The organism is Planotetraspora thailandica (assembly GCF_016863335.1).
GTDB classification, from domain to species: domain Bacteria; phylum Actinomycetota; class Actinomycetes; order Streptosporangiales; family Streptosporangiaceae; genus Planotetraspora; species Planotetraspora thailandica.
On the sequence record NZ_BOOR01000036.1, the window covers coordinates 14,140 to 37,023 of the forward strand.

17 protein-coding genes are annotated in these 22,884 nt (G+C 69.8%); 4 read left to right on the forward strand and 13 right to left on the reverse strand.

The genetic code is table 11. The annotated features are described in order from the left end of the window. Positions 1 to 51 precede the first annotated feature (51 nt). From prmC to thrC, 6 genes are all read right to left on the reverse strand, one after another. Entirely contained in the window at positions 52 to 906 is an 855-nt protein-coding gene (gene prmC / locus Pth03_RS23660) for a peptide chain release factor N(5)-glutamine methyltransferase (protein ID WP_203946558.1), read from the reverse strand. Between the two features lie 47 nt (positions 907 to 953). Further along, positions 954 to 2,003 (reverse strand): peptide chain release factor 1, encoded by a 1,050-nt coding sequence (gene prfA, locus Pth03_RS23665; protein WP_203946559.1) that lies wholly within the window; start codon positions 2,001 to 2,003, stop codon positions 954 to 956. 98 nt (positions 2,004 to 2,101) lie between these two features. Next, positions 2,102 to 2,320 (reverse strand): 50S ribosomal protein L31, encoded by a 219-nt coding sequence (gene rpmE, locus Pth03_RS23670; protein ID WP_203946560.1) that lies wholly within the window; start codon positions 2,318 to 2,320, stop codon positions 2,102 to 2,104. Between the two features lie 229 nt (positions 2,321 to 2,549). Beyond that, on the reverse strand, positions 2,550 to 4,547 hold the full coding sequence (rho, locus tag Pth03_RS23675; protein WP_203946561.1) for a transcription termination factor Rho: 1,998 nt from the start codon (positions 4,545 to 4,547) through the stop codon (positions 2,550 to 2,552). Positions 4,548 to 4,961: 414 nt separating this feature from the next. After that, a complete protein-coding gene (gene thrB / locus Pth03_RS23680; RefSeq protein WP_203946562.1) occupies positions 4,962 to 5,894 on the reverse strand; it encodes a homoserine kinase in 933 nt (310 codons plus the stop codon). A gap of 159 nt (positions 5,895 to 6,053) precedes the next feature. Further along, the gene (gene thrC / locus Pth03_RS23685; RefSeq protein WP_203946563.1) at positions 6,054 to 7,112 is read right to left on the reverse strand and encodes a threonine synthase; all 1,059 of its coding nucleotides are present in this window, start codon (positions 7,110 to 7,112) and stop codon (positions 6,054 to 6,056) included. A gap of 192 nt (positions 7,113 to 7,304) precedes the next feature. Between thrC and Pth03_RS23690 the strand changes: the two genes are divergently transcribed. Further along, positions 7,305 to 8,711, forward strand: a complete 1,407-nt coding sequence (locus Pth03_RS23690; protein ID WP_203946564.1) for a glycosyltransferase family 2 protein — start codon at positions 7,305 to 7,307, stop codon at positions 8,709 to 8,711. A gap of 15 nt (positions 8,712 to 8,726) precedes the next feature. Here Pth03_RS23690 and Pth03_RS23695 read toward each other — a convergent pair whose 3' ends face one another. The 4 genes from Pth03_RS23695 to Pth03_RS23710 all read right to left on the reverse strand — a co-directional run bounded on the left by Pth03_RS23695 (position 8,727) and on the right by Pth03_RS23710 (position 14,202). Further along, positions 8,727 to 10,472: a glycosyltransferase family 2 protein gene (locus Pth03_RS23695; protein ID WP_239119311.1), complete on the reverse strand. Its 1,746-nt coding sequence runs from the start codon at positions 10,470 to 10,472 to the stop codon at positions 8,727 to 8,729. Positions 10,473 to 10,703: 231 nt separating this feature from the next. Beyond that, positions 10,704 to 12,011 (reverse strand): homoserine dehydrogenase, encoded by a 1,308-nt coding sequence (locus Pth03_RS23700; RefSeq protein ID WP_239119312.1) that lies wholly within the window; start codon positions 12,009 to 12,011, stop codon positions 10,704 to 10,706. 46 nt (positions 12,012 to 12,057) lie between these two features. Next, entirely contained in the window at positions 12,058 to 13,440 is a 1,383-nt protein-coding gene (lysA, locus tag Pth03_RS23705; RefSeq protein WP_203946565.1) for a diaminopimelate decarboxylase, read from the reverse strand. Between the two features lie 87 nt (positions 13,441 to 13,527). Continuing rightward, positions 13,528 to 14,202, reverse strand: a complete 675-nt coding sequence (locus Pth03_RS23710) for an anticodon-binding protein (protein WP_203946566.1) — start codon at positions 14,200 to 14,202, stop codon at positions 13,528 to 13,530. 326 nt (positions 14,203 to 14,528) lie between these two features. Between Pth03_RS23710 and treS the strand changes: the two genes are divergently transcribed. After that, a complete protein-coding gene (gene treS, locus Pth03_RS23715; protein ID WP_203946567.1) occupies positions 14,529 to 16,220 on the forward strand; it encodes a maltose alpha-D-glucosyltransferase in 1,692 nt (563 codons plus the stop codon). 6 nt (positions 16,221 to 16,226) lie between these two features. On the opposite strand, the gene Pth03_RS23720 is transcribed toward treS, so the two are convergent. From Pth03_RS23720 to Pth03_RS23730, 3 genes are all read right to left on the reverse strand, one after another. Then, the gene (locus tag Pth03_RS23720) at positions 16,227 to 18,548 is read right to left on the reverse strand and encodes an ABC transporter permease (protein ID WP_239119313.1); all 2,322 of its coding nucleotides are present in this window, start codon (positions 18,546 to 18,548) and stop codon (positions 16,227 to 16,229) included. A gap of 151 nt (positions 18,549 to 18,699) precedes the next feature. After that, complete coding sequence (locus Pth03_RS23725; protein ID WP_203946568.1) at positions 18,700 to 19,446, reverse strand: ABC transporter ATP-binding protein; 747 nt, start codon at positions 19,444 to 19,446, stop codon at positions 18,700 to 18,702. Positions 19,447 to 19,636: 190 nt separating this feature from the next. Continuing rightward, on the reverse strand, positions 19,637 to 20,143 hold the full coding sequence (locus tag Pth03_RS23730; RefSeq protein ID WP_203946569.1) for a PadR family transcriptional regulator: 507 nt from the start codon (positions 20,141 to 20,143) through the stop codon (positions 19,637 to 19,639). A 155-nt stretch (positions 20,144 to 20,298) separates the two neighbouring features. Between Pth03_RS23730 and Pth03_RS23735 the strand changes: the two genes are divergently transcribed. Together Pth03_RS23735 and Pth03_RS23740 are read left to right on the forward strand one after the other, a co-directional pair. Next, positions 20,299 to 21,564: an ABC transporter substrate-binding protein gene (locus Pth03_RS23735; RefSeq protein WP_239119314.1), complete on the forward strand. Its 1,266-nt coding sequence runs from the start codon at positions 20,299 to 20,301 to the stop codon at positions 21,562 to 21,564. Positions 21,565 to 21,567: 3 nt separating this feature from the next. Further along, a complete protein-coding gene (locus Pth03_RS23740) occupies positions 21,568 to 22,875 on the forward strand; it encodes an ABC transporter substrate-binding protein (protein ID WP_203946570.1) in 1,308 nt (435 codons plus the stop codon). Positions 22,876 to 22,884 lie beyond the last annotated feature (9 nt).

Below are 22,884 nucleotides of genomic sequence, written 5' to 3' on the forward strand. Positions count from 1 at the left end.
CAGGAACGCCTTCACCCGAACTTCTGCATGATCACCCTAAAAGGGATGAGGTCAGTCTTGATTCAGGCGGGCGGTGACGAAGCGGTCGCGGCCGGTCAGATCCTGCCGGAGGCGCACGTCACGCCACCCCTTGTCCTCGGGAAACAGCCAGTACACGGAGTTCCCCTGCTCGTCGGCGTGCTCGACGGCCATGAACCCTCCCGGCCGCAGCAGCCGCCTGGCCGTACGCTCGACGGCCCTGACCTCGTCCAGCCCGTCGTCCCCCGAACCGTAGAGCGCACGAGACGGGTCGTAGTCGCGCACCTCCGGATCCCGGGGGATGGCGCCCGGCGGGATGTACGGCGGATTGGAGATCACGAGGTCGACCCGCCCGTTCAGTTCGGGCAGGCAGTCGGCGAGGTCCTCGGGGTGAAGCGAGGTACGGCCCTGCCCGTGCTCGAGGATGTTCTTCTTGGCCCAGCCGTACGCGACGGGGTCGATCTCGACGGCGTGCACCTGCGCGAGGGCGACCTCCTGGGCGATCGACAGCGCGATCGCGCCCGACCCGGTGCCGAGGTCGACGACGACCGGCGAGGCGACGTCCATCTCACGCAGCCGGTCGATCGCCCATCCCGCCACGACCTCGGTCTCCGGCCGAGGCACGAAGACCCCTGGCCCGACCTCGAGGGAGAGGAAGCGGAAGTAGGCGCGGCCGGTGATGTGCTGGAGCGGCTCCCTGGCCTCCCTGCGGGCGATGCCCTCCCAGAAGAGCGCGTCGAAGTCGGCGTCCTTGACGGTGTGCAGAGTGCCTCGCGACACACCGTGGACGAATGCCGCAATCTCCTCGGCATCGGCGCGCGGTGACGGCACGCCCGCCTCGGCTAGCCGGGCGGTGGCGTGTGCGATCTCGTCGAACAGGAAGGTCATGGTCTCTTATGGCCTGGCTGACGGGCGGGTCCTGGAACGAGACGTCGTCATGACGAATGCGCGGCGAGCTTCTCCGACAGTTCGGCGTCCAGCAATGCCTGTATCACCGCGTCGAGGTCGCCGTCCAGGACTTGGTCGAGGTTGTACGCCTTGAAGCCCACCCGATGGTCGGAGATGCGGTTTTCGGGGAAGTTGTAGGTCCTGATCCGCTCGGACCTGTCGACCGTGCGCACCTGCGACTTGCGCTCGGCCATGGCGGCGGCCTCGGCCTCCTCCTGGGCGATGGCGAGCAGCCGGGCGCGCAGGATCCGCAGCGCCGACTCCTTGTTCTGGAGCTGGCTCTTCTCGTTCTGGCAGGAGACGACCACCCCGGTCGGAATGTGGGTGATCCGGACCGCGGAGTCGGTCGTGTTGACGCTCTGGCCGCCGGGACCGCTGGAGCGGAACACGTCGATCCGCAGGTCGTTCGGGTCGATCTGCACGTCGACGTCCTCGGCCTCGGGATAGACCAGAACGCCGGCGGCGGAGGTGTGGATGCGGCCCTGCGACTCGGTCACGGGCACGCGCTGGACGCGGTGCACGCCGCCTTCGAACTTGAGCCGCGACCAGACGCCCTCCCTGCCCTTGATGGCGACCGTGACGTCCTTGTATCCACCGAGGTCGGAGTGCTGCGAATCGATGACCTCGGTCTTGTAGCCGGCCCGCTCCGCGTACCGCAGATACATGCGCAGGAGGTCGCCAGCGAACAACGCCGACTCCTGACCGCCCTCGCCGGCCTTGATCTCCATGATGATGTCCTTGTCATCGTTGGGATCACGCGGGACGAGGAGGTGGGTCAGCTTCTCCTCCAGCACCGGGATGCGGCCTTCCAGCTCGGCCGCCTCGTCGGCGAAGGCCGGGTCCTCGGCCACCAGTTCGCGGGCCGCGGCCAGGTCCTCCCGGACGCCCTCCAGCTCGCGGTAGGTCGCCACGATCGGCGTCAGCACCGCATAACGCTTGCCGTACGTCCTCGCCTTGGCCTGGTCGGCGTGCACGGCGGGATCCGCGAGCCTCTGCTCCAGGTCCGCGTACTCACTGATGATCTCGTCGAGGTTCACCGCACACTCCTTCTGCTCGGGATTTCCGCCCTAATCGCCAAGGACGCCGACCCTGGCGCACCCGTGATGGGCGCGCCCGAGCCGGCGTCCTGAAAGAGCTACTTGCTCTGGGCCTTCTTCCCGAAACGCGCCTCGAAGCGCGCCACCCGGCCACCGGTGTCGAGGATCTTCTGCTTGCCCGTGTAGAACGGGTGGCAGGCAGAGCAGACGTCGGCGTGGATGACGCCGCTCTTCGCGGTGCTACGCGTGGTGAAGGAGCTCCCGCAGGCGCAGGTCACCTGGGTGACCACGTACTCCGGGTGGATGTCGGGCTTCATGTCTCAGTCCTAACGCTCAGTGCGGTCGCCGGGTCGCTTCTGCCTCGTACGGCTCGCGCGCATCGGCACACTCATATGCGCGCCGCGGGAACCGGTACCGCTGCGGTTCGGGTTCCAGTGTGCCAGATCCTGCAACCTTCCCAGGCCATCGGCTATTCCTGGCACTCCCGCGTGGGCCGTACACGCCGACGCCCCGGGCGGCGACTGCCCGGGGCGTCGGTCACACGTGCTAGTCGCGGTCGTTGCTGACCGTGGTCTTCTGGACCTGGAGCAGGAACTCGGCGTTCGACTTGGTCTCCTTCATCTTCTCGAGAAGGAGTTCCAGAGCCTGCTGCATGTCCAGGGCGTGCAGCACGCGCCGCAGCTTCCAGACGATCGCCAGCTCGTCCCTGCCCATGAGGATCTCTTCCTTACGGGTGCTGGACGCGTCGACGTCCACCGCGGGGAAGATCCGCTTGTCGGCGAGGGACCGGTTGAGCTTGAGCTCCATGTTGCCGGTGCCCTTGAACTCCTCGAAGATGACCTCGTCCATCTTGGACCCGGTCTCGACCAGGGCCGTGGCGAGGATCGTCAGCGAGCCGCCGTTCTCGATGTTGCGGGCGGCGCCGAAGAAGCGCTTCGGCGGGTAGAGCGCCGTGGAGTCGACACCACCGGACAGGATCCGGCCGCTCGCGGGCGCCGCGAGGTTGTAGGCGCGGCCCAGGCGGGTGATCGAGTCGAGCAGGACGACCACGTCGTGACCGAGCTCCACCAGACGCTTGGCGCGCTCGATGGCGAGCTCGGCGACGGTGGTGTGGTCCTCGGCCGGACGGTCGAAGGTCGAGTGGATGACCTCGCCCTTGACCGACCGCTGCATGTCGGTGACCTCTTCCGGACGCTCGTCGACCAGGACGACCATCAGGTGGCACTCGGGGTTGTTGTGCATGATCGCGTTGGCGATCGCCTGCAGCACCATCGTCTTGCCCGCCTTCGGCGGGGAGACGATCAGACCACGCTGGCCCTTGCCGATCGGCGAGACCAGGTCGATGATCCGCGTGGTCAGGATGTTCGGCTCGGTCTCCAGGCGCAGGCGGTCCTGCGGGTAGAGCGGCGTCAGCTTGTTGAAGTCGGGCCGCTGACGCGCCTGCTCCGGCTCCATGCCGTTGACCGTGTCGAGCCGGACCAGCGCGTTGAACTTCTCGCGGCGCTCGCCGTCGCGCGGCTGGCGGACCGCGCCGGTGACGACGTCACCCTTGCGCAGGCCGTTGCGGCGGATCTGGGCGAGTGAGACGTACACGTCGTTGGCGCCGGGCAGGTAGCCGCTGGTGCGCACGAACGCGTAGTTGTCGAGGATGTCGAGGATGCCGGCGATCGGGATCAGGACGTCGTCCTCGCCGATCACGGGCTCGTTGCCCTCGAAGCGGTCGCGCCCGCGCCGGTTGCGCTCGCGGAAGCGGCCACGGCGACCACGCGGGTCGTCGCCCTGCTGGTCGCCGCGGGCGTCACCACGGCTGTCGCTGCGGCTGTCACCACGGTTGTCGCCGCGGCTCTGCTGATCGCGACCCTGCTGGTCACGGCCGCGGCTTCCGGCGTCGCCCGCGTCGGCGGCGCGCTGGTCGGTACGGCTGTCGCGGTCACCGCCACGGCGGTCCCCCCGCTCGCCGCGTTCTCCGCGCTCGCCGCGTTCGCCACGCTCTCCCCGGTCGCCGCGGGTGCGGCGCTCACGGCGGTCGCCGCGCTCTCCGCGGCCCTCGCGTACCTCGCCCTGGGCGGCGTCGGTCTGCGGGTCGGCGGAAACGGCGGTCTCGGCGGGGGCCACGGCAGGCGTGGACGCGGCGGGAGCGCTGTCCACGCGCTCCTGCGAGGCCCGCTCGACGACGGCGGGCGCGGCCGCCACGGTCTCGGCTGCCGGAGCGGCGACGGGCTCAGCGGCGGGCGCGGCGGCGCGGGACCGTTCCCTGCGGCCGCGTGCGGGGCGCTCGCTGGCGACGGCCGTCTCCACCGGCGCCTTCGGCTCCGCCGAGGACTCCCCCGATCCGCCCTGCTTTTCCTGGATGGCCGCGATGAGCTGGCTCTTGCGCATACGACCGGTCCCGCTGATTCCGAGGCCGCTGGCCATGGCCTGCAGCTCGGGGAGCACCATGCCGGCGAGGCCGGTGCCGGAGCGACGGCGCGACCGGGCCGGGGCGGAAGTGGGGGTGTCGCCGGCGGCTGCGCCGTCGGAGAGGAGTTCGGTGGTGTCGCTCAACTAAAAGGTCCTTCCCAGGGGTCGGGCGCCGGATTTTGTCATCCACACGTCCCGGTGGTGCGACCCGGCGGGACAGACCGGGTCGGAATTCGCGAATCTCATGTGTCGATGACCCTCGGGACTCGCAAGCGGTAGGTGTCCGGGGGCCAGCCCCCGGATTGTCGCCACCGACCAGGTGTCTTGGTGGTTCGAACGCGCATGTCGCCGAGAACGCCACCCCCGGTCATGCCACCCGGAGGTGAGCCGACTGGAGGAAACGGTTTCGGGGAAATCGCCCTGCCCGCGTCGAATGACGCGATGCGACGTGCAGCGATGTGCGAATGACAAGCACGCACCCAACACGGGGGCACCTGGTGCGGCTATCAGCCTAACATCACCAGCGCGCACAGCTATTCCCTGAAGGTCGAAGAGGCATCAGCGTGTCTCGGGAAACAGAACGCCCGCACCCACGGGGTCGACGTTCATTGGCTGGATGTGCCAGTCCGTACCCACTTCTGGCGCGATCAAATCCTGCGTGTCGTGCGTCGAAAACGCCAGAATCGTCGGACCCGCTCCCGAGACCACGGCGGGCACGCCCGCCGCGCGAAGTCGCCGCAGCAAATCCGCGGTCCGCGGCATCGCGGGAGCGCGGTAATCCTGGTGCAACCGATCTTCGGTGGCCGCGAGGAGCAGACCGGTCTCCGGCCTGCGGGTCAGCGCCGCGATCAGCAGCGCCGCCCTCCCCGCGTTGGCCGCGGCGTCCGAATGCGGGACGTCCTTGGGCAGCAGACCCCTGGCCTCCTCCGTCGAGAGGCGGAAGTCGGGGATCAACACGACGGGCCGCACATCCTTGTGCGGTGTCAGTTTGACCATACTCGCAGGTCCGGACTGCTCCGACCACGCGATCGTGAGTCCTCCGGCCAGGCAGGGGGCGACGTTGTCCGGATGCCCCTCCAGTTCCGTCGCGAGCGCGAAGACCTCGTCGTCACCCAGGGTCGCCCCGTCGCCGTACGCGCTGGATGCCAGGGCCCTGGCGGCGAGGATGCCCGCGCAGATCGCCGCGGAGGACGACCCGAGACCCCGCGCGTGCGGGATGCGGTTGAGACAGCGCAGCCGGATGCCCGCGGGCTGGGGGGCTCCCATCCGGTCGAAGGCGGCACGCATGGTCGAGACGATCAGATGGCCCTCGCCGCCGTCCAACTCACCCGCGCCTTCGCCCTCCACGTCGATGTGCACGCCCGGAGTGGTCAGGAGCGCGGCCCCGACCTCGTCGTACAGGTCGAGCGCGAGGCCGAGACTGTCGAACCCGGGGCCGAGATTGGCGCTCGTCGCCGGCACGCGGACGACGACGGTGTTGTCATATGTCATTCATCACCTGAATCGCTGTGCATGATCACGAAGAGAATCGTGCCCGATCAGCGGGGGTCTTGGCGAACTTCTGCATGATCACGATTTGGCCCGCCGCAGGCAGCGGCCATGATCCGCGAACTTCTGCATGATCACGCCCAAAGGGGGGATGGGGTCAGGTCAGGTCAGTTCGAGGGCGTCGGCGGCGGCGTAGGCGTCGACGGGGATCGTCACCGGGGCGGGAGCTCCGGAGATGGCCCAGTCGGGGTCCTTGAGCCCGTTGCCCGTGACGGTGCAGACCACGCGCTGTCCGGGCGTGAGCATGCCCTTCTCGTGGGCCTGGAGGAGACCGGCCACGCTCGCCGCGGAGGCGAGCTCGACGAAGACGCCCTCCTCCTGGGCCAGCAGCTTGTAGGCCGCCGCGATCTGGCGGTCGGTCACGGCCTGGATGTCGCCGCCGGACTCGTCGCGCGCCGCCTCGGCCAGACGCCACGACGCCGGGTTGCCGATCCTGATCGCCGTGGCGATGGTGTGCGGATGGGTGACGGGGGCGCCGGCGACCAGCGGCGCCGCGCCGCTTGCCTGGAATCCCAGCATGCGCGGCCGCTTCGTGGCGAGCCCCTCTTCCGCGTATTCCTTGTAGCCCATCCAGTAGGCAGAAATGTTGCCGGCGTTACCCACGGGAATGCAGTGCACGTCGGGGGCGTCGCCGAGCGTGTCGACGATCTCGAACGCGGCGGTCTTCTGCCCCTGGAGGCGGTGCGGGTTCACCGAGTTGACCAGGGCGATCGGATAGTTCTCCGCCAGCTTCCTGGTCATGTCCAGGCAGTCGTCGAACGATCCCTCGACCTGGAGCAGCCGGGCCCCGTGCACGAGCGCCTGCGCCAGCTTGCCCATCGCGATCTTCCCGCGCGGCACCAGGACCGCGCAGGTCAGCCCGGCCCGTACGGCATAGGCCGCCGCGGAGGCGCTGGTGTTGCCCGTGGAGGCGCAGATGACCGCCTTGGCGCCCTCTTCGAGCGCCTTGCTGATGGCCACGGTCATGCCGCGGTCCTTGAAGCTGCCCGTCGGGTTGAGTCCCTCGACCTTCAGGTGCACGTCGCATCCGGTCAGCGCCGACACGCGCCGGGCCGGCACGAGGGGCGTGCCGCCCTCAAAGAGAGTGACCACGGGCGTCGTCGCGGACACCGGAAGCCGGTCACGGTATTCCTCGATGAGACCACGCCAAGCCCTGGACATGATTACTCCCTCCACGCGCGGCCACGCGTGCAACCTGGGGTATTGGTCACAGAGTCTACGGGGTACCGCCTGACATGCGGGACGGAATGTCCATCAGATGGACACGATGGGCGTCACATTAAGGAATCACATCCCTTTCGCTACGATTCCCCAGGCATTCGATCAGGCGATTCCCCCGAAGGAGCGGCCATCGTGACCGTGTCCCGTCCGCGGATCCGGCACAACGACCATTCCCCGCTCGAACCCCCGGACCTGGGGAAGTGGAAGCCGCAGCTCACGGTCAGCGTCGTCGTCCCGGCCCACGGGGGGCAGTTCCCGCTCGACCTCACGCTGGCCGCGTTGTCGGCGCAGACCTATCCGGCCGGCCTGACCGAGGTGGTCATCGTCGACGACGGCAGCGACCCGCCGCTCCGCATGCCCGCGATCCGGCCGGAGAACACCCGGATGATCAGGGCGGATCCCTCGAGGTGGGGCTCCGGGCACGCCGTGAACGAGGGCGTGCGCGCGTCGGACGGCACGGTCGTCCAGCGCTTCGACGCCGACATGATCATGTTTCGCGGCCACCTCGAAGCGCTGATGCGCTGGCATCACCTCACCGACTACGTGGTCGCGATCGGCGGCAAACACTTCATCGACGAGCCCCCGGTGACGGCGGAGGACGTGCGCCACGCCGTCCTCAACGACGCGGTGGGCGACATCACCGACCTGTCGCAGGCGATCCCCCACTCCACCGAACGAGTGATCATCAACTCGCACGGGCTGCGCCGCAACAAGGAGCCCTACCACGCGCTCACCGGGGCCACGGTGTCACTGCACCGCTCGCTCTTCGACGCCGTGGGCGGCTTCGACCCCGACGCCATCCGCGGGCAGGACACCGAGCTGGGATACCGGCTGGCCCAGAACGGGGCCGTGTTCGTTCCCGATCTCGAGGCCCGAGCCGTGCACGTGGGCCGCTCGACCCAGTTGCGCGACCCCACGACGACGATCCGGGTCGTGGCGCCCTATCTCGCCCACCGCATCCCGCTGCGCCGCGACCTGCGCGCCCACCGGGGGCGGGGCTGGCTCGTGCCGTACGTCGACGTGGTGCTCCTCGTCGGCGGCGCGAGCGAGGACGAGGTGCACGCGGCCGTCGAGACCGCCCTGTCCGGCACCCTTCCCGACGTTTCCGTCACCCTCGTGGCCCCGTGGTCAACGCTCCCCCACGGCCGCCATTCGACGCTCGGCGCCCCCGAGTTCGAGCTGCGGATGATCCGTGAGGGATATCGCCACGATCCGCGGGTCCGCCTGGCCGACGAAGTGCCGCCCACGGCCGCCCCCGTCCCGTTCCGCTATGTGGGGCCGGTCGACGTGCCGCTGGAGGCCACCTCGCTGGAGAGCATGATCACCGAGCTCTCCGGCGAGCGGCTGGGGCTGCTCGAGATCGCCTTCCCCGACGGCCGAGCCGCCCGGTTCGAGCGCACCGAGGCCGTCGGCCGGGCCCTGCTGCTCGCCGCTCCCGGCGAGTCCCAGGCCGACGTCGTCCGGGAGACCCACGGAGTACGGCAGGCACCGGCCGCCTCTTTCTGGCCGTCCCACGCCCTGGCGTCCGCGTCCACATGAGCCGGCCCGGCCGCGTCAGCTCTTGCGGCGGGAATCGAGCATCAGCTTGATGCGGCGCAGCCCCAGGCGGCGGCCGATGCGCCTGATGCCTCCGCCCTTGAGCTCGTTGACCTGCTTGCGCAGGGTGGCGATGTCACGGCGGTACTGCATGGCGTTGGAACGCCAGCTCTTGGACTCCTCGCGCAACTCGGCGACCTTGGCGGTGAGCCTCTCGACCTCGCCGGTCAGCCGCTTCACCTCGGCCCTGGAGCTGGGGTCTCCCTTGGCCTGGTAGGCGATCCTGCGCCCCTGCGCGGGGGGCGCGGAGCCGGTGGGGAGGAAGTCGTATTCGGCCCCGTCCACCCGGGTCGAGCCGAAGACGTCGGAGACGGCGCCGTCGAGGTCCTCCCCTGGCTCGGCCACGATCCGGGCCCTGGCGAAGGCCGCCGTGCGCTCCAGACGGGCGGCCGTGACGCCCTCGGGGCCCTCCGCCAGCACGATCGAGACCAGCCCCAGATCCCGCTTCACCATCATGTCGAGCAGCCCGGCCAGGGCGTCCTCGCCGGGCGCCCAACCTGCGGGCAGGCGCAGCACGAACGGCGCGAGCCCGGGTGTGCCGCCGAGCCGTACAAGGGGTTCGTGGGCGTAGTGGCCGCGAATCAGCACCTTGTCGAGTTCGGGGTCCTTCAGCGGCTCCCGCCGGTCGGGCTCGATCCCGTCCCACGAGCCCTTGAGGATCACTGAGACGTCGGCGACCGTCGCCGCGAGCACCGCGTCGACGCTCGTGCGCACGTCCTCGTAGGAGGCTCCCTCGGCGTCCACCTCCACCTCGACGTACGGCACGAGCCACCGGCGGAACGGGTGTGACCGCAGCCACCGGTAGTGGGGGATGCGGTCGGGGATGAAGGCGTGGTCGGCCCGGCTGACCGCCGTGGCCTCGCGCATGCGCATGGTGGGCCCGAGGTGGTAGCCGACCGCTTCGCGGTCGGGCACGAACACGGCGCCTGCCTGTGAGAGCCGGTAGCCCAGCTCGATGTCCTGGCCGAGGGTCAGGTCCTCGTCCATCGGGCCGGACGCCGCGATCAGCGCGGCGTTCACCGAGGTGGAGCCGCCGACGTGCAGGCTGAACGCGCGCTGGGTAGGGGCGCGCAGCCCGTCGCTGTGCTCGACGAGGTCCGTGAGCCACTGGTGCGGCTCCGACGGCTCGAAGAGCGTGGACCGCTCATCGGTCTCCACGACGTCGGCGGGCGTGGGCGGCGGCGCGGACGAGAAACGCAGGCGGCTGGTGACCGCGAGGTAGGGCGCCTGGTGATGCCACCGCATGTGGGCCTCCAGCGCCGTCCTCTCCGCGACGACGTCGGAGTCGAGCCAGAAGACGACCTCGCCCGTGGCGGCCCGCAGGCCGGTGTTGCGGGCAGCGGCCCTGCCCGGGGTCGCGCAGACGAGCAGGCGGGTGCCCTCCGGGCGCAGTCCGGGCAGGCGCAGCGGAGGCTCGCTGCCGTTGTCGACGACGACGACCTCGGTGAGCCCGGACGGATAGGTCTGCTGTGTGAGGCCGGCGAGGGCGAGGTCGAGTTCTTCCTGCCTGCCGTACGCCGGGATCACCACGCTGACCCGCATGGTGGGCGTCCACGTGCCCAGCTCCGGCGGCACCAGGGTCGAGTAGTCGTTGCCGCGCACGCGCGGGATCGGGGCGGCCACACGGGTGTCGGCCGGCTGCCCGGGCAACAGTTCGGGCAACGGTTCGGGCAACGAGACGGCGGCGGACGGATCAGAAGTCACGGCTGGCACAGATTTCTGAGGGAGGTCGCGTGCACGGGGGAAAGGCGTTCGCCCGGAGCGGGGAGGTCGGGGATCACGTTCCGCTCCAGGATGCGGGTCGCTCGGAGCCCGCGCCACCGGTATGCCCGCGGCACTCACCGAACCTGCCGGCGGCACCGCATTTTGGCACAGCGCCGACGCACTGCCCCTTTTGTCCAGGATTCCGATGGGTGAACTAGTCCGATGGGTGAACTACGGGGTGTCGTCGCCTTCCACCCGCATCACGCCTGCCACGGCGCGCACGATGTCCAGGTCCTGGAGGTCTTCGATGGTCGCCGACAACGCGGCGTCGTTGGCCCGGTGGGTGACCAGGACGAGCCGGGCGTCGTCGCCGCGGCCCTCCTGCTTGACCGTCTGGATGGACACGTCGTGTTCGGCGAAGACGTCGGCGACCCGGGCGAGCACGCCGGGTTTGTCCGCCACGTCCACCGACACGTGGTAGCGGGTGGTCGTGGCGCCCATCGGGTGGACCTTCAGGTCGGCGTAGGTCGACTCCTCGGGGCCTCGGGTCGCGGCGATGCGGTTGCGCGCGACCGCGACGATGTCGCCGAGCACGGCCGAGGCCGTGGGAGCGCCTCCGGCGCCCGCCCCGTAGAACATGAGCCGCCCGGCCGACTCGGCCTCGACGAACACGGCGTTGTAGGCCTCGCGCACGCCCGCGAGGGGATGCGACCTCGGGATCATCGCGGGGTGGACGCGCACGCCGATCGACCCGCCGTCGTCGGAGAGCGCGCAGATGGCCAGCAGCTTGATGACGTAGCCCATGGCCTGGGCCGAGGCGACGTCGGCGGCGGTGATCTCGGTGATGCCCTCGCGGTGCACGTCGGCCGCCGTCACCCGGCTGTGGAAGGCGATGCCCGCCAGGATCGCCGCCTTGGCGGCGGCGTCGAAGCCCTCCACATCGGCGGTCGGATCGGCCTCGGCGTACCCCAGTGCCTGCGCCTCCTCCAGGGCGTCGGTGAAGGAGGCGCCGGAGGAGTCCATCTTGTCGAGGATGTAGTTGGTCGTGCCGTTGACGATGCCGAGCACCCGGCGGACCCGGTCGCCGGCCAGCGACTCGCGCAGCGGGCGCAGCAGCGGGATCGCACCCGCGACGCTGGCCTCGAAGTACAGGTCGGCCCCGTTCTGCTTGGCCGCGGCGTGAATGGTCGCACCGTCCTCGGCCAGCAGCGCCTTGTTGGCGGTCACCACCGACTTGCCCCGCGACATCGCGGCGAGGATGAGCGATCTGGCCGGCTCGATGCCGCCGATCACCTCGACCACGATGTCCACGTCGTCGCGGGTGGCCAGGCCCTCCGCGTCGGTCGTCAGGAGCGCGGGGTCCACATCCGTGTCGCGCCTGCGGCCCAGGCGGCGAACGGCCACGCCCGCCAGCTCCAGGGGAGCGCCCACGCGTGCGGCCAGGTCGTCGGCCTGCTCGCGCAGCAGGCGCACCACCTGCGAACCGACGACGCCGCAGCCCAGCAGCGCCACCCTGAGCGCCGGTTTGGCGTTACTCACGAGTCCTCCTCGTTTCGCCGGTCGCGTGGTCCCGGACCGGTCCCGGTCACAGCTGGCCTCGCAACAGGTCCTCCTCGGTCTCCCGCCGCACGATCACGCGGGACCGGCCTCCGGAGACCGCGACGACCGCGGGCTTCGGCAGATAGTTGTAGTTGTTGGCGAGCGACCGGCAGTAGGCCCCGGTGCCCGCGACCGCGATCAGGTCGCCCGGCGAGACGTCCTGGGGGAACCACAGGTCGCGCACCACCATGTCGCCGCTCTCGCAGTGCTTGCCGACCAGCCGCGACAACATCGGCCGGGCCGGGCTCTCCCGCGACGCCATGACGGCGGTGTATTCGGCGCCGTACAGGGCCGTGCGGATGTTGTCGCTCATGCCGCCGTCGACGCTGACGTAGGTGCGGAGGCCCTCGACGTTCTTGACCGTGCCGACCTCGTAGAGGGTGACGCCGGCCAGGCCCACGATCGAACGGCCCGGCTCCACCGTCAGGCGCGGCACAGGCAGTCCCGCCAACCGGCACGTCCGGGCGACGATCTCACGCAGGCCGTCCGCGATCACCTTGATGTCCGGGGCTTCGTCGCCGTCGACGTACGGGATGCCGTATCCGCCGCCGAGGTCGAGCTCGGGGAGGAGGACGCCGTGCTCGTTCTTGATGTCGACGAGCAGCGTGGCCAGGCGGCGCGCGGCCACCTCGAACCCCGCGGTGTCGGTGATCTGCGACCCGATGTGCGAGTGCAGGCCCACGAGCTCGAGCTGCGGGAGCGCGAGGATGCGGCGCACCGCCTCCGCTGCCGCGCCGCTGCTCAGCGACAGGCCGAACTTCTGGTCGTCGTGCGCGGTCGCGATGAACTCGTGGGTGTGCGCCTCGACGCCCACGGTGACCCTGATCATGACCTTGGGGCGGCTGCCGTGCCGTTCCGCGAGGTAGCCGAGCCGCGCGATCTCCTCGTAGGAGTCGACCACGATGTGCCCGACGCCCACCTCGACCGCGCGCTCCAGCTCGGCGAGCGACTTGTTGTTGCCGTGCATGGTGATCCGCTCGGGCGGGAACCCGACGCTGAGCGCGACCGCGAGCTCCCCGGCGCTGCACACGTCGAGGCCGAGACCCTCCTGCTCGATCCAGCGGGCGACCTCGCGGCACAGGAACGCCTTGGCCGCGTAGTGGACCTCGCCGTCGTGGAAGGCGGCCCGGTAGTCGCGGCACCGGGAACGCACGTCCTCCTCGTCCAGCACGTAGAGGGGCGTTCCATATTCTTTCGCCAGATCCCGGACGTCGACGCCGCCGATCGTGATCGCGCCGTCCGTGCGGCCGGACGTTCGCGGCCAGACGGCGGGGCGGAGGGCGTTCAGGTCGGCCGGCACGTGTGGAGGGCGCTCCTCAGGCAGCACTTCGGCATGCCTGTCACCGGCGGGATGGGCGAATCGACTCACCCGAACGAGGCTATCCGACCTCACCCCCCGCAGAAGAACGCCGCCCACGTGGCGAGACAGGCTCTCTGGACACTCCAGGAGCATTCATCACATTCTGCTCGGGAGCTCACCGAATAGGCCGGTCAAGGCCACCTGTACGGCTCTCGCCAGCCAAAGACGCGCGGTGTGCACCTCACCCGGCGCCCGGTCCCCCATCGGAACGGCGGGCGAGCGTTCGTGCGCGTCGTGATAGGCCAGCGCGAGCCGCTCCGCGTAGGCCGGCCAAGCCCCGGCCGCGGCCCCCTTACGGCTGGGCAGCTCGGCCAGCACCCGCAGGACCGCGAGGTCGCAGGGGGCGCGCAGGAGCTCGGGCCGGAATCCGTCCCAGGGCACCCCGAGATCCCGGGCCCACCTGAGCGTGGCGGCCGCGCGTGCGTGCGCGAACCGCACCACGAAGCCGGGGTTGTCCCATGTGCGAGGGAAGTCGGGCCAGGCGGGGACGCCCACGGACCCCACCGGGCCGGCGGAGCCCGACACGATCTCCCGGGCGATCTCGCCGGGGACCGCGAGCACGATGTCGAGAAGACCCCCCGGACGCACCCCGACCCTCGCGACGCCGTCCTGGTCACGCAGCTCGGCCGCGATCCGCTCGGCCGCGTCTCGGGGCGGCCCGCCGTACGCGGCCTGGAGCGCGGCCGCCGACACGACGAGCGCCTCCCGATCCCACGATCCCTGGGGCACGGGCGGCGTTCCCAGAATCAGGCCGAGCCGGGCGGGTGTCACGCGGCCAACCCTAAGCCCACGGAAGGGCTCATCCTCACTCGAAGTGATCACGCGTAAACAGGTAAAAAGTTCAGCTTACGCACGGGTAAGAATTTCGGTCAGACCTTAAGCGGTGGTAGCGTTGAGTCAAATAAGGCCAAACAAGACGGCGTGAGCTTCCAAAGGCTCGGGCGCGATCTGGCCACGCGCCCCTTCTTTTCCTCAAGTGAGACCAGATGAACGCTGCTTCGCCAATCTATGAGCCGATTCCGGCAGGTACTGACGGTTCTGCGCCGGTTTCCGAGCTCGCCGCGCCTGACGTGTCGGCGCCGGCCACTGAGATCGATATGACGAACGATCTCACACCGGTGGAGGAAATCGAAGATTTCACTCCACAGGACCCGTCTTGGTACAAGCGGGCGGTCTTCTACGAAGTACTCGTGCGCGGATTCAAGGACTCCAACGGCGACGGCACCGGCGACCTCCGCGGACTGATCGACCGGATGGACTACCTCCAGTGGCTGGGGATCGACTGCGTCTGGCTGCTTCCGTTGTACGACTCGCCACTGCGGGACGGCGGATACGACATCGCCGACTACCTGAAGATCCTGCCTGAGTTCGGCGACCTGGGAGACTTCGTCGCGACGATCGAGGCGGCCCACTCGCGCGGCCTGCGGGTCATCACCGACCTGGTCATGAACCACACCAGCGACAAGCACCCGTGGTTCCAGGCGTCGCGGGAGGACCCGGACGGCCCGTACGGCGACTTCTACGTGTGGTCGGACGACCCCACGAAGTACGCCGACGCGCCCGTCGTCTTCATCGGCGCCGAAGAGTCCAACTGGACCTACGACCCGGTGCGCGGCCAGTACTACTGGCACCGGTTCTTCCATCACCAGCCCGACCTGAACTACGACAACCCCGCCGTCCAGGAGGCCATGCTGGAGGTCGTGCGCTTCTGGCTCGACCTGGGCGTGGACGGGTTCCGGCTCGACGCCGTGCCGTACCTCTTCGAGCAGGAGGGCACCGCGTGCTCCGGGCTGCCGGAGACGCACGCCTACCTCAAGCGCGTCAGGGCCGAGGTGGACCGGCTTTACCCCGACCGGGTGCTGCTCGCCGAGGCGAACGGCTGGCCGGAGGACGTGGTGGAGTACTTCGGCGACCCCACGACCGGCGGCGACGAGTGCCACATGGCGTTCCACTTCCCCCTGATGCCACGCATCTTCATGGCCGTCCGGCGGCAGAGCCGCGAGCCGATCTCCGAGATCATGTCGCGGACCCCCAAGCTTCCCGAGAAGGCCCAGTGGGGCATCTTCCTGCGCAACCACGACGAGCTGACGCTCGAGAGCGTGACCGAGGAAGATCGCGACTACATGCACGCCGAATACGCCAAGGATCCGCGGATGCGGGCCTACCTCGGCATCCGGCGGCGCCTGGCGCCCCTGCTCGAGAACGACAGGGACCAGATCGAGCTGTTCACCGCGCTGCTGCTGAGCATGCCCGGCTCCCCCGTCATGTACTACGGCGACGAGATCGGCATGGGCGACAACATCTGGCTGGAGGACCGCGACGCGGTCCGCACGCCGATGCAGTGGAGCCCCGACCGCAACGCCGGGTTCTCGACGGCCGACCCCGGGCGGCTCTACCTGCCGGCCGTCATGGACCCCGTCTACGGGTACCAGGCGGTCAACGTCGAGGCGCAGATGAAGAGCGAGTCGTCGCTGCTGCACTTCACCCGGCGGATGCTGCAGATCAGGCGGGAGCACCCGATCTTTGGGACCGGCGACTACATCGAGCTGTGGTCGCCCAACCCGAGCGTGCTGGCCTTCATCAGGGAGGAAGGCGACGACAGGGTGCTGTGCGTCAACAACCTGTCCCGCTTCGCCCAGCCGGTCGAGCTCGACCTGCGCCGCTTCAGCGGCATGACGCCGATCGAGTGCCGGGGCGGCGTGCCGTTCCCTCCGATCGGCGACCTGCCCTATCTGCTCACCCTGCCGCCCCACGGCTTCTACTGGTTGTCGATCCAGGACAAGGACTGACGCCGCTCACCGGGCCGTGACGGGCACCTGCGCCCGCGCGGCCCTTCGTGCCGGGATCAGCGCGACCAACAGCGACGCGCCGATCGCCACGAGAACGGCGGCGGCCAGCATTCCGGGGGTCGGGGCACGGCCGATGCCGGCCCCGACCCCGCTGCTGCGCCCCTCGAGATCGATGACCCCCTTCGACAGGGACGCGCCCGCGGCGCCGCCCAGCACCGCGCCTGCCGTCACGAGCAGACCCGTCCCGGTCACCAGGGTGGCCATGACCTGCCGCGGGGTCAGGCCCATCGCCTTCAGCACCGCCAGGTCGAGCAGGTGGTCACGCAGGCCCAAAGCGCTCGCCGTCAGCAGGTTGGCCAGGCCGATCAGGGCCAGCACGGCGACGAGTGCCACGATGATCAGGCGGATGACGGCCAGCCGGTCGGCCGGGTTGACCGCCTGGTCGACCTCCAGCGAACGGGACTCCAGCCGCCTGCGAACCTCGCCGGGATCGGCCCCCGGCCGCAGCACCAGGCTGTAGAACTGCGGCGGTGTCGCGTCCTTGGCCGCCAGGCTGTCGATGCCGAACGAGAGCACCTCGCCGTCCTGCTCCGGCTCGATGACCCTTCCGACGATCTTGACGATGAGCGGGGTGCCTCCGATCGTCATCCGGACGCGGTCGCCGATGCGCACGCCGAGCAGGTCGAGCAGGCCCTGCCCCGCCACGGCCTCGCCGCGGTCGCGGAACATCCTGCCCTCCACCACGGGGAACGGGTAGGGGTCGCCGGACAGGCCGAGGGCACGCGTGCGCACCGTCCTGGTCTGCCACGGCACGAGGGCGTCCAGCTCCACCCCCGGATAGGCGGTGACGACGTCGGGGTCGGCCATCGCGCGTCCGAGCGCCTCCTGCGCCGTCAGATCGCCCGGCCGTACGGACAGCGCCGCCGCCTGGCCGACCTGCTCCGGATGGCGGATGAAGTCGTCGAGGGTGGCCCAGCAGCCCAGCCCGATCGTGATCATCATCATCGGCACGGCCACGCCTGCGACGGTGAGGGCGGCCGTCGCCGGGCGGGTGAACGCGTCCCTGGCGCCCAGGACGAGGGCGGGCGGGAGCCGTACGAGCAGGGCCAGCCGGGCCAGCCGGGACAGGCGGCCGCCCGGCGGCGACGCGGGGGCGGCGGGAATGGGCGGCGTCACGCCGCCCCGCCACGCGGGCAGCCACACCGCGACCAGCACGACCAGCGCCGTGCCCGCCGCGATGGCGAGCGTCGGCCCGGGCGACAACGGCACGACCACGGTGCCGGACAACGCGTAGGTGGTGATGAGCCGTCCGGCGACGAGGCCGAGCGCGATGCCGGCCAGCCCCAGCGTGCCGTGCTCGGCGACGAGCATGCGGATGACCTGACCCCGGGTGAACCCCAGCGACTTCAGCGTGGCGATGTCGCGCAACTGGGTGAGGATGCGGCCGCCGGCGGCGTTGGCGAGGGCCAGGGCGGCCGCGACGAGGCCCGCGAGCCCGAACAACGCCAGAAGAAGGCCCAGCAGTCGGTTGTCGAGCTCCATCGACGCCCTGACCTCGCGCCATGTGGACACCCGCTGCACCTGGTTGCGCAGCGTAATGACGGCCTGTTGCACCACGATGTCGGTGTATGCGGCGTCGGCCAGGCGCAGGCCCGTCACGGTCTCGGTGCGGCCGGGGGCGGGCTCCACCATGGTGAGGGTCGGGGCGAGCGTCCAGGCCAGGCCAGGCGTCCATTCGGGATAGAAACCCTGATCGCCGCTCTCGGCCAGGCCCGCGACCACCAGCGTGTGGGTGGCGCCGTTGAGCCCCGTGACGGGGAAGGGACTGCCGGGGCGCAGACCCAGGGCTCGGGCGAACGACTGCTCGACGACGACGCCCTCGGGGTTGCCCGCGTCGAGCCAGCGCCCCTCACGGAGGAGGGGACGGGCCACCGGCGGAAGCTCCGCCGTCGACTCCTGGAGGGCGATCGGGACCTTCCTGCCGCGCTCGGCCAGCGTCGCGGGGGCGCTTCGGTACGGCCCGGCGATGTCGGTGACCCCGCCCAGCCCCCGGAGCGCGGCGACGTCGGGAACGCCCTTGGTGTGGATCCAGACGTGAGCGCCCCTGCCTCGCTCGAACAGGCCGCGCCAGGGGTTGGTGCCGTCTTCGAGGAGCGTGGCCGCCGTGATGAGCGCGGTGACGATCCCCGCGACGGCGACGATCGTGAGCAGCGCCTGGCCGCGGCGGGCCCGGAGGTCGGCCCGGATCCACCTGACCTCCGCCCTCCCCGATCCTCCGATCACCCGCATGACCCACCCCTGGGGGTGATCATGCAGAAGTTCGGCCACACGCGGCCCCACCTGCCCTCTCCCTGTCCGTGATCATGCAGAAGTTCGGCCGCACATGGCGCGACCTGCCCTTTCCCGGTTCGTGATCATGCAGAAGTTCGACGACATACAGCCCGGCCTGGGAAAACACGATTCGTGATCATGCACCGGCTCACCCGTGCAGCTCCACGATGTCGCCTGCCGTACCGACCGGACGGCGGGGCGCCCGCGCGATGGGCGCGTCGTCGACGATCTGGCCGTCGAGGATGCTCACGACGCGGTCGGCCATGCTCGCGACCCTGGCGTCATGGGTGACCAGCACGATGGTCTGCCCCTGCCGGTGCACCTTGCCGAGCAGTTTGAGCACGTCACGGGTATTGCGGCTGTCGAGATTGCCCGTCGGCTCGTCTGCGAGGAGCAACCTCGGATGGTTCGCGAGCGCCCGGGCGAGCGCCACCCGCTGCTGCTCCCCGCCCGACAGACGACCGGGCGCGGCGGCGGCACGCTCCTCGAGGCCGAGCTCGGACAGGAGGTATTCGCGCCGCTCCCTCGCCTGCCTCGGCGACGCCCCGCCCAGCAGGGCCGGCAACTCGACGTTGTCGGCCACCGTCATGTTGGTGACCAGGTTGAGGAACTGAAAGACGAATCCCACCTTCTGCCGGCGCAGCACGGCCCATGCGCTCTCCGACAGGGTGTCGGCACGCTTGCCGTCCAGCCAGATCTCGCCGCTCGTCCGGGTTTCCAGGCCGCCCAGCATGTGAACGAACGTGGACTTCCCCGATCCGGACGGGCCCATGATCGCGACGAATTCACCGGCCTCCACGACGAGGTCCACCCCGCGTACGGCAGGCACGGGCAGCCCTCCGGTCTGATAGATCTTCACCAGGCCGGTCACCTTGACGACGGGGGGCTGGGTCATCGCCGCCCCTCCTGCATGATCACGAAAGATGTTTTCGCAGGCAGGGCCGTAAGATCTCGAACTTCTGCATGATCACGAACAGAGGAGTGCGAGGTCAGCGCATGATCCGCGAACTTCTGCATGATCACGCCAAGGGGGTGGGGGATCACGCCAGGGGCGATATCCAGGGGGTGGGGGGTGGGATGGGGCATCAGGTCAGGTCCTCCTGGCAGCGTTCCAGCCAGTCGAGGTCGGCTTGCAGATGGAGCATGGCACCTTCGATGAGCAGGCGGGCGACGCGGTTGCCCGGATCGGTGCGCTCGGCCAGCTCGTCGAGGTCCCTCATCAACGACAAATAGTGCCTTCGCTGCCGATTCACCAGGGCCATCCGGTCGGAGATGCCGGTCAGCGGCGCCAGCACGAGCTTCATGAAGAACTCGTCCCGCACACGAGGGCCCTCGGTCGGCTCGTCGACCCAGGCCTCCAGCGCCTCACGGCCGGCGGCGGTCAGGTAGTACACCTTCTTGTTGGGCCGGTTGGACTGCTCGACGTCTACGGCCCGGACGTAACCGTCCTTCTCCAGGCGCCCGAGAGTCACGTAGATCTGCCCGATGTTGGGCGAGGGATAGGCGCTGCCGAACGTCGCCTCCAGAGCCTGTTTGAGCTCGTATCCGTGGGCAGGTTCCTTCGCCAGGAGCGCCAGCAACGGCAGCCGCACGCGCACACCTCCATGCCGTCGATGCTCCCGGGATGACCGCCGAGGCAGTTACCGGAGCGTTACGGGTTTAGCCGTTGACTCCCACATTATCGCTATGCATAACATGCATGCATCTACCTAACACGTATGTAACTACGCCTTAATACGGAGGTAACGTGGCCCGCCGAGCCGTCGCCGTCCTGGCCGCCTTGATGGTGGCGGGGTGCGCGGGGCTGACGGACTCGGGCGCCGCCCGGTCCGCCCCCGGCACGAGCGGCACCGGCCCGATCACCTTCGCGACGGGCAAGGACACCACCGCCTATCTCAGGCCGCTGCTCGACCGGTGGAACCAGACCCACCCGGACGAGCCGGTGACTCTGCTTGAGCTCCCCGAGGCGGCCGACGAGCAGCGGGCCCAGATGGTGGCCAACCTCCAGGCGCACAGCGACGTCTACGACGTGCTCGGACTCGACGTGGTGTGGACCGCCGAGTTCGCCGACGCCGGCTGGATCGTGCCGCTCGACCGGAACCAGTTCCCCCTCGACAAGATGCTCAAGGGCGTGGCCGACACGGCAATGTACCGCGACCGGTTGTGGGCCGTGCCGTACACCAGCAACGCCGGGCTCCTCTATTACCGGTCCGACCTGCTCAAGAAGGAGCACCTCAAGCCGCCCAGGACCTGGGCGGAATTGCGCAACGAAGCCACCCTTCTCAGCTCCAAGTACCACATAGGCGGATATGCCGGTCAGTTCTTGCCGTACGAGGGACTGACCGTCAACTTCGCCGAGGCCGTGCAGTCGGCGGGCGGCCAGATCCTCAGCCCGGACGCGCGCCGCGTCACGATGGACCTCGGCACGACGCAGACCGCGCTCGGCTTCCTGGTCGACGGAGTCGAGGAGGGCTGGATCCCCCAGGAGGCGCTGACCTACAAGGAGGAGGAGTCCCGGCTCGCCTTCCAGGACGGGCACCTGGCGTTCGCCCGCAACTGGCCCCACGCGTACGGCCCGGCCACCCATTCCAGCCTCGCGGGCAAGTTCGCGGTGACCCGGCTGCCCGGGCTGAACGGCCCCGGGTCGAGCACGCTGGGCGGGCTCAACCTCGCGATCAGCGCTTATTCGAAGCGGCAGAAGACGGCGCTCGACTTCATCCGCTATTTCACCGGGCCCGAGATCCAGCGCCTCGTCCTGACCGAGGGCTCGTTCCCGCCGGTGTGGGCCGAGCTGTACGACGACCCGGCCCTGATCAAGCGTTTCCCCTACCTGCCCGTGCTGAAGGAGGCGATCCTCTCCGCCCGCCCGCGGCCGGTGACCCCCAACTACAACCAGGTCAGCCTGGTGATCTCCAGCGCCGTCTCCGGCGCGCTCAGCTCCAGCAAACCCGTAGACGAGACAGTCGCCGACCTGAAACAGCAGCTCGGCGAGGTCGTCCAGCCCAGAGGATAGATCATGCGCAAACTCCCCACGATGGTCGCGGTCCTCGCCCTCGCGGCGGCCGCGTGCGGCGGCAACACCGACCCCGGGCCCGCGCAGAGCGGCGGCGCCGCCGCCAAGCCGCTCGACGGCGTCAAGATCGAGGTCGCCGCGAAGTGGACCGGCCAGGAGCAGACCAACTTCGAGCAGGTCCTGAAGGCGTTCCAGGCCAAGACTGGTGCCACCGTCACCTACGCCTCGACCGGTGAGGACACCGGCGCCTACCTGGGGCCGCGGATCGAGGGCGGCAACCCGCCGGACGTCGCGATCCTGCCGCAGCCCGGCCTGGTCCAGCAGTACGCCGACCAGAACGCGCTCAAGCCTCTCTCCCCCGAGGTCCAGGCGCAGATCGATCAGAACTACACGCCGTACTGGAAGGAGCTCGGCTCCGCCGGCGGCCAGGTGTACGGCGTGCTCGTCAAGGCGGCGCACAAGTCGCTCGTCTGGTACCGCCAGTCGGCCTTCGACGACGCCGGCGCGCAGCCGGCCGCGACCTGGGACGACCTGATCGGCAAGACCGCGCAGACGCTGGCCGACTCCGGCACCGCGCCGTTCGCGTTGTGCGCGGCCTCCGGCTGGACCCTCACCGACCTGTTCGAGAATGTCTACCTGTCCTCGGCGGGCCCGGAGAACTACGACAAGCTGGCCAAGCACGAGATCCCGTGGACCGACCCGACGGTCGCCACCGCCCTGCAGAAGATGGCCCAGATCTTCGGCAAGCAGGAGTTCATGGTCGGCGGCTCGTCCGGCGCGCTGCAGACCGACTTCCCGACCTGCGTCACCCAGGTCTACGACCAGAAGAAGGCCGCCATGGTCATCGAGGCCGACTTCGTCGCCGCCTCGGTGGGCCAGTCGGGCGCCCAGGTCGGCCAGGAGGCGAAGATCATGCCGTTCCCGAAGGCGGGCGACACCGCTCCGGTCATCCTCGGCGGCGACGTCGCGGTGGTGATGAAGGACTCCAAGGGCGCGCAGGCGCTGGTGGAGTTCCTGGCCTCCAAGGAGGGCGGCGAGGTCTGGGCCAAGCAGCCCGGTTACCTGTCCCCCAACCGCAACGTGTCGCCGGACAACTACCCGGACGCGACCACCAAGGAGCTCGCCAAGACCATCATCGACGCCGGCGAGTCGGTCCGCTATGACATGTCCGACCTCGCGCCGAGCGCGTTCGGCGGCACCGACGGCAAGGGCGAGTGGAAGGACCTGCAGGACTTCCTGCGCAAGCCGTCCGACGTCAAGGGCGCCCAGGAGAAGCTCGAAGCGGACGCCGCCCAGGCGTTCACGAAGTAAGGGACGAGG

Excerpts from the sequence above, each read along its gene's own strand:
- prmC (WP_203946558.1), bottom strand. The coding sequence starts at position 906 with ATGACCTTCCTGTTCGACGAGATCGCACACGCCACCGCCCGGCTAGCC.
- rpmE (WP_203946560.1), bottom strand. The coding sequence starts at position 2,320 with ATGAAGCCCGACATCCACCCGGAGTACGTGGTCACCCAGGTGACCTGC.
- thrB (WP_203946562.1), bottom strand. The coding sequence starts at position 5,894 with ATGACATATGACAACACCGTCGTCGTCCGCGTGCCGGCGACGAGCGCC.
- thrC (WP_203946563.1), bottom strand. The coding sequence starts at position 7,112 with ATGTCCAGGGCTTGGCGTGGTCTCATCGAGGAATACCGTGACCGGCTT.
- treS (WP_203946567.1), top strand. The coding sequence starts at position 14,529 with ATGACGAACGATCTCACACCGGTGGAGGAAATCGAAGATTTCACTCCA.
- Pth03_RS23725 (WP_203946568.1), bottom strand. The coding sequence starts at position 19,446 with ATGACCCAGCCCCCCGTCGTCAAGGTGACCGGCCTGGTGAAGATCTAT.
- Pth03_RS23740 (WP_203946570.1), top strand. The coding sequence starts at position 21,568 with ATGCGCAAACTCCCCACGATGGTCGCGGTCCTCGCCCTCGCGGCGGCC.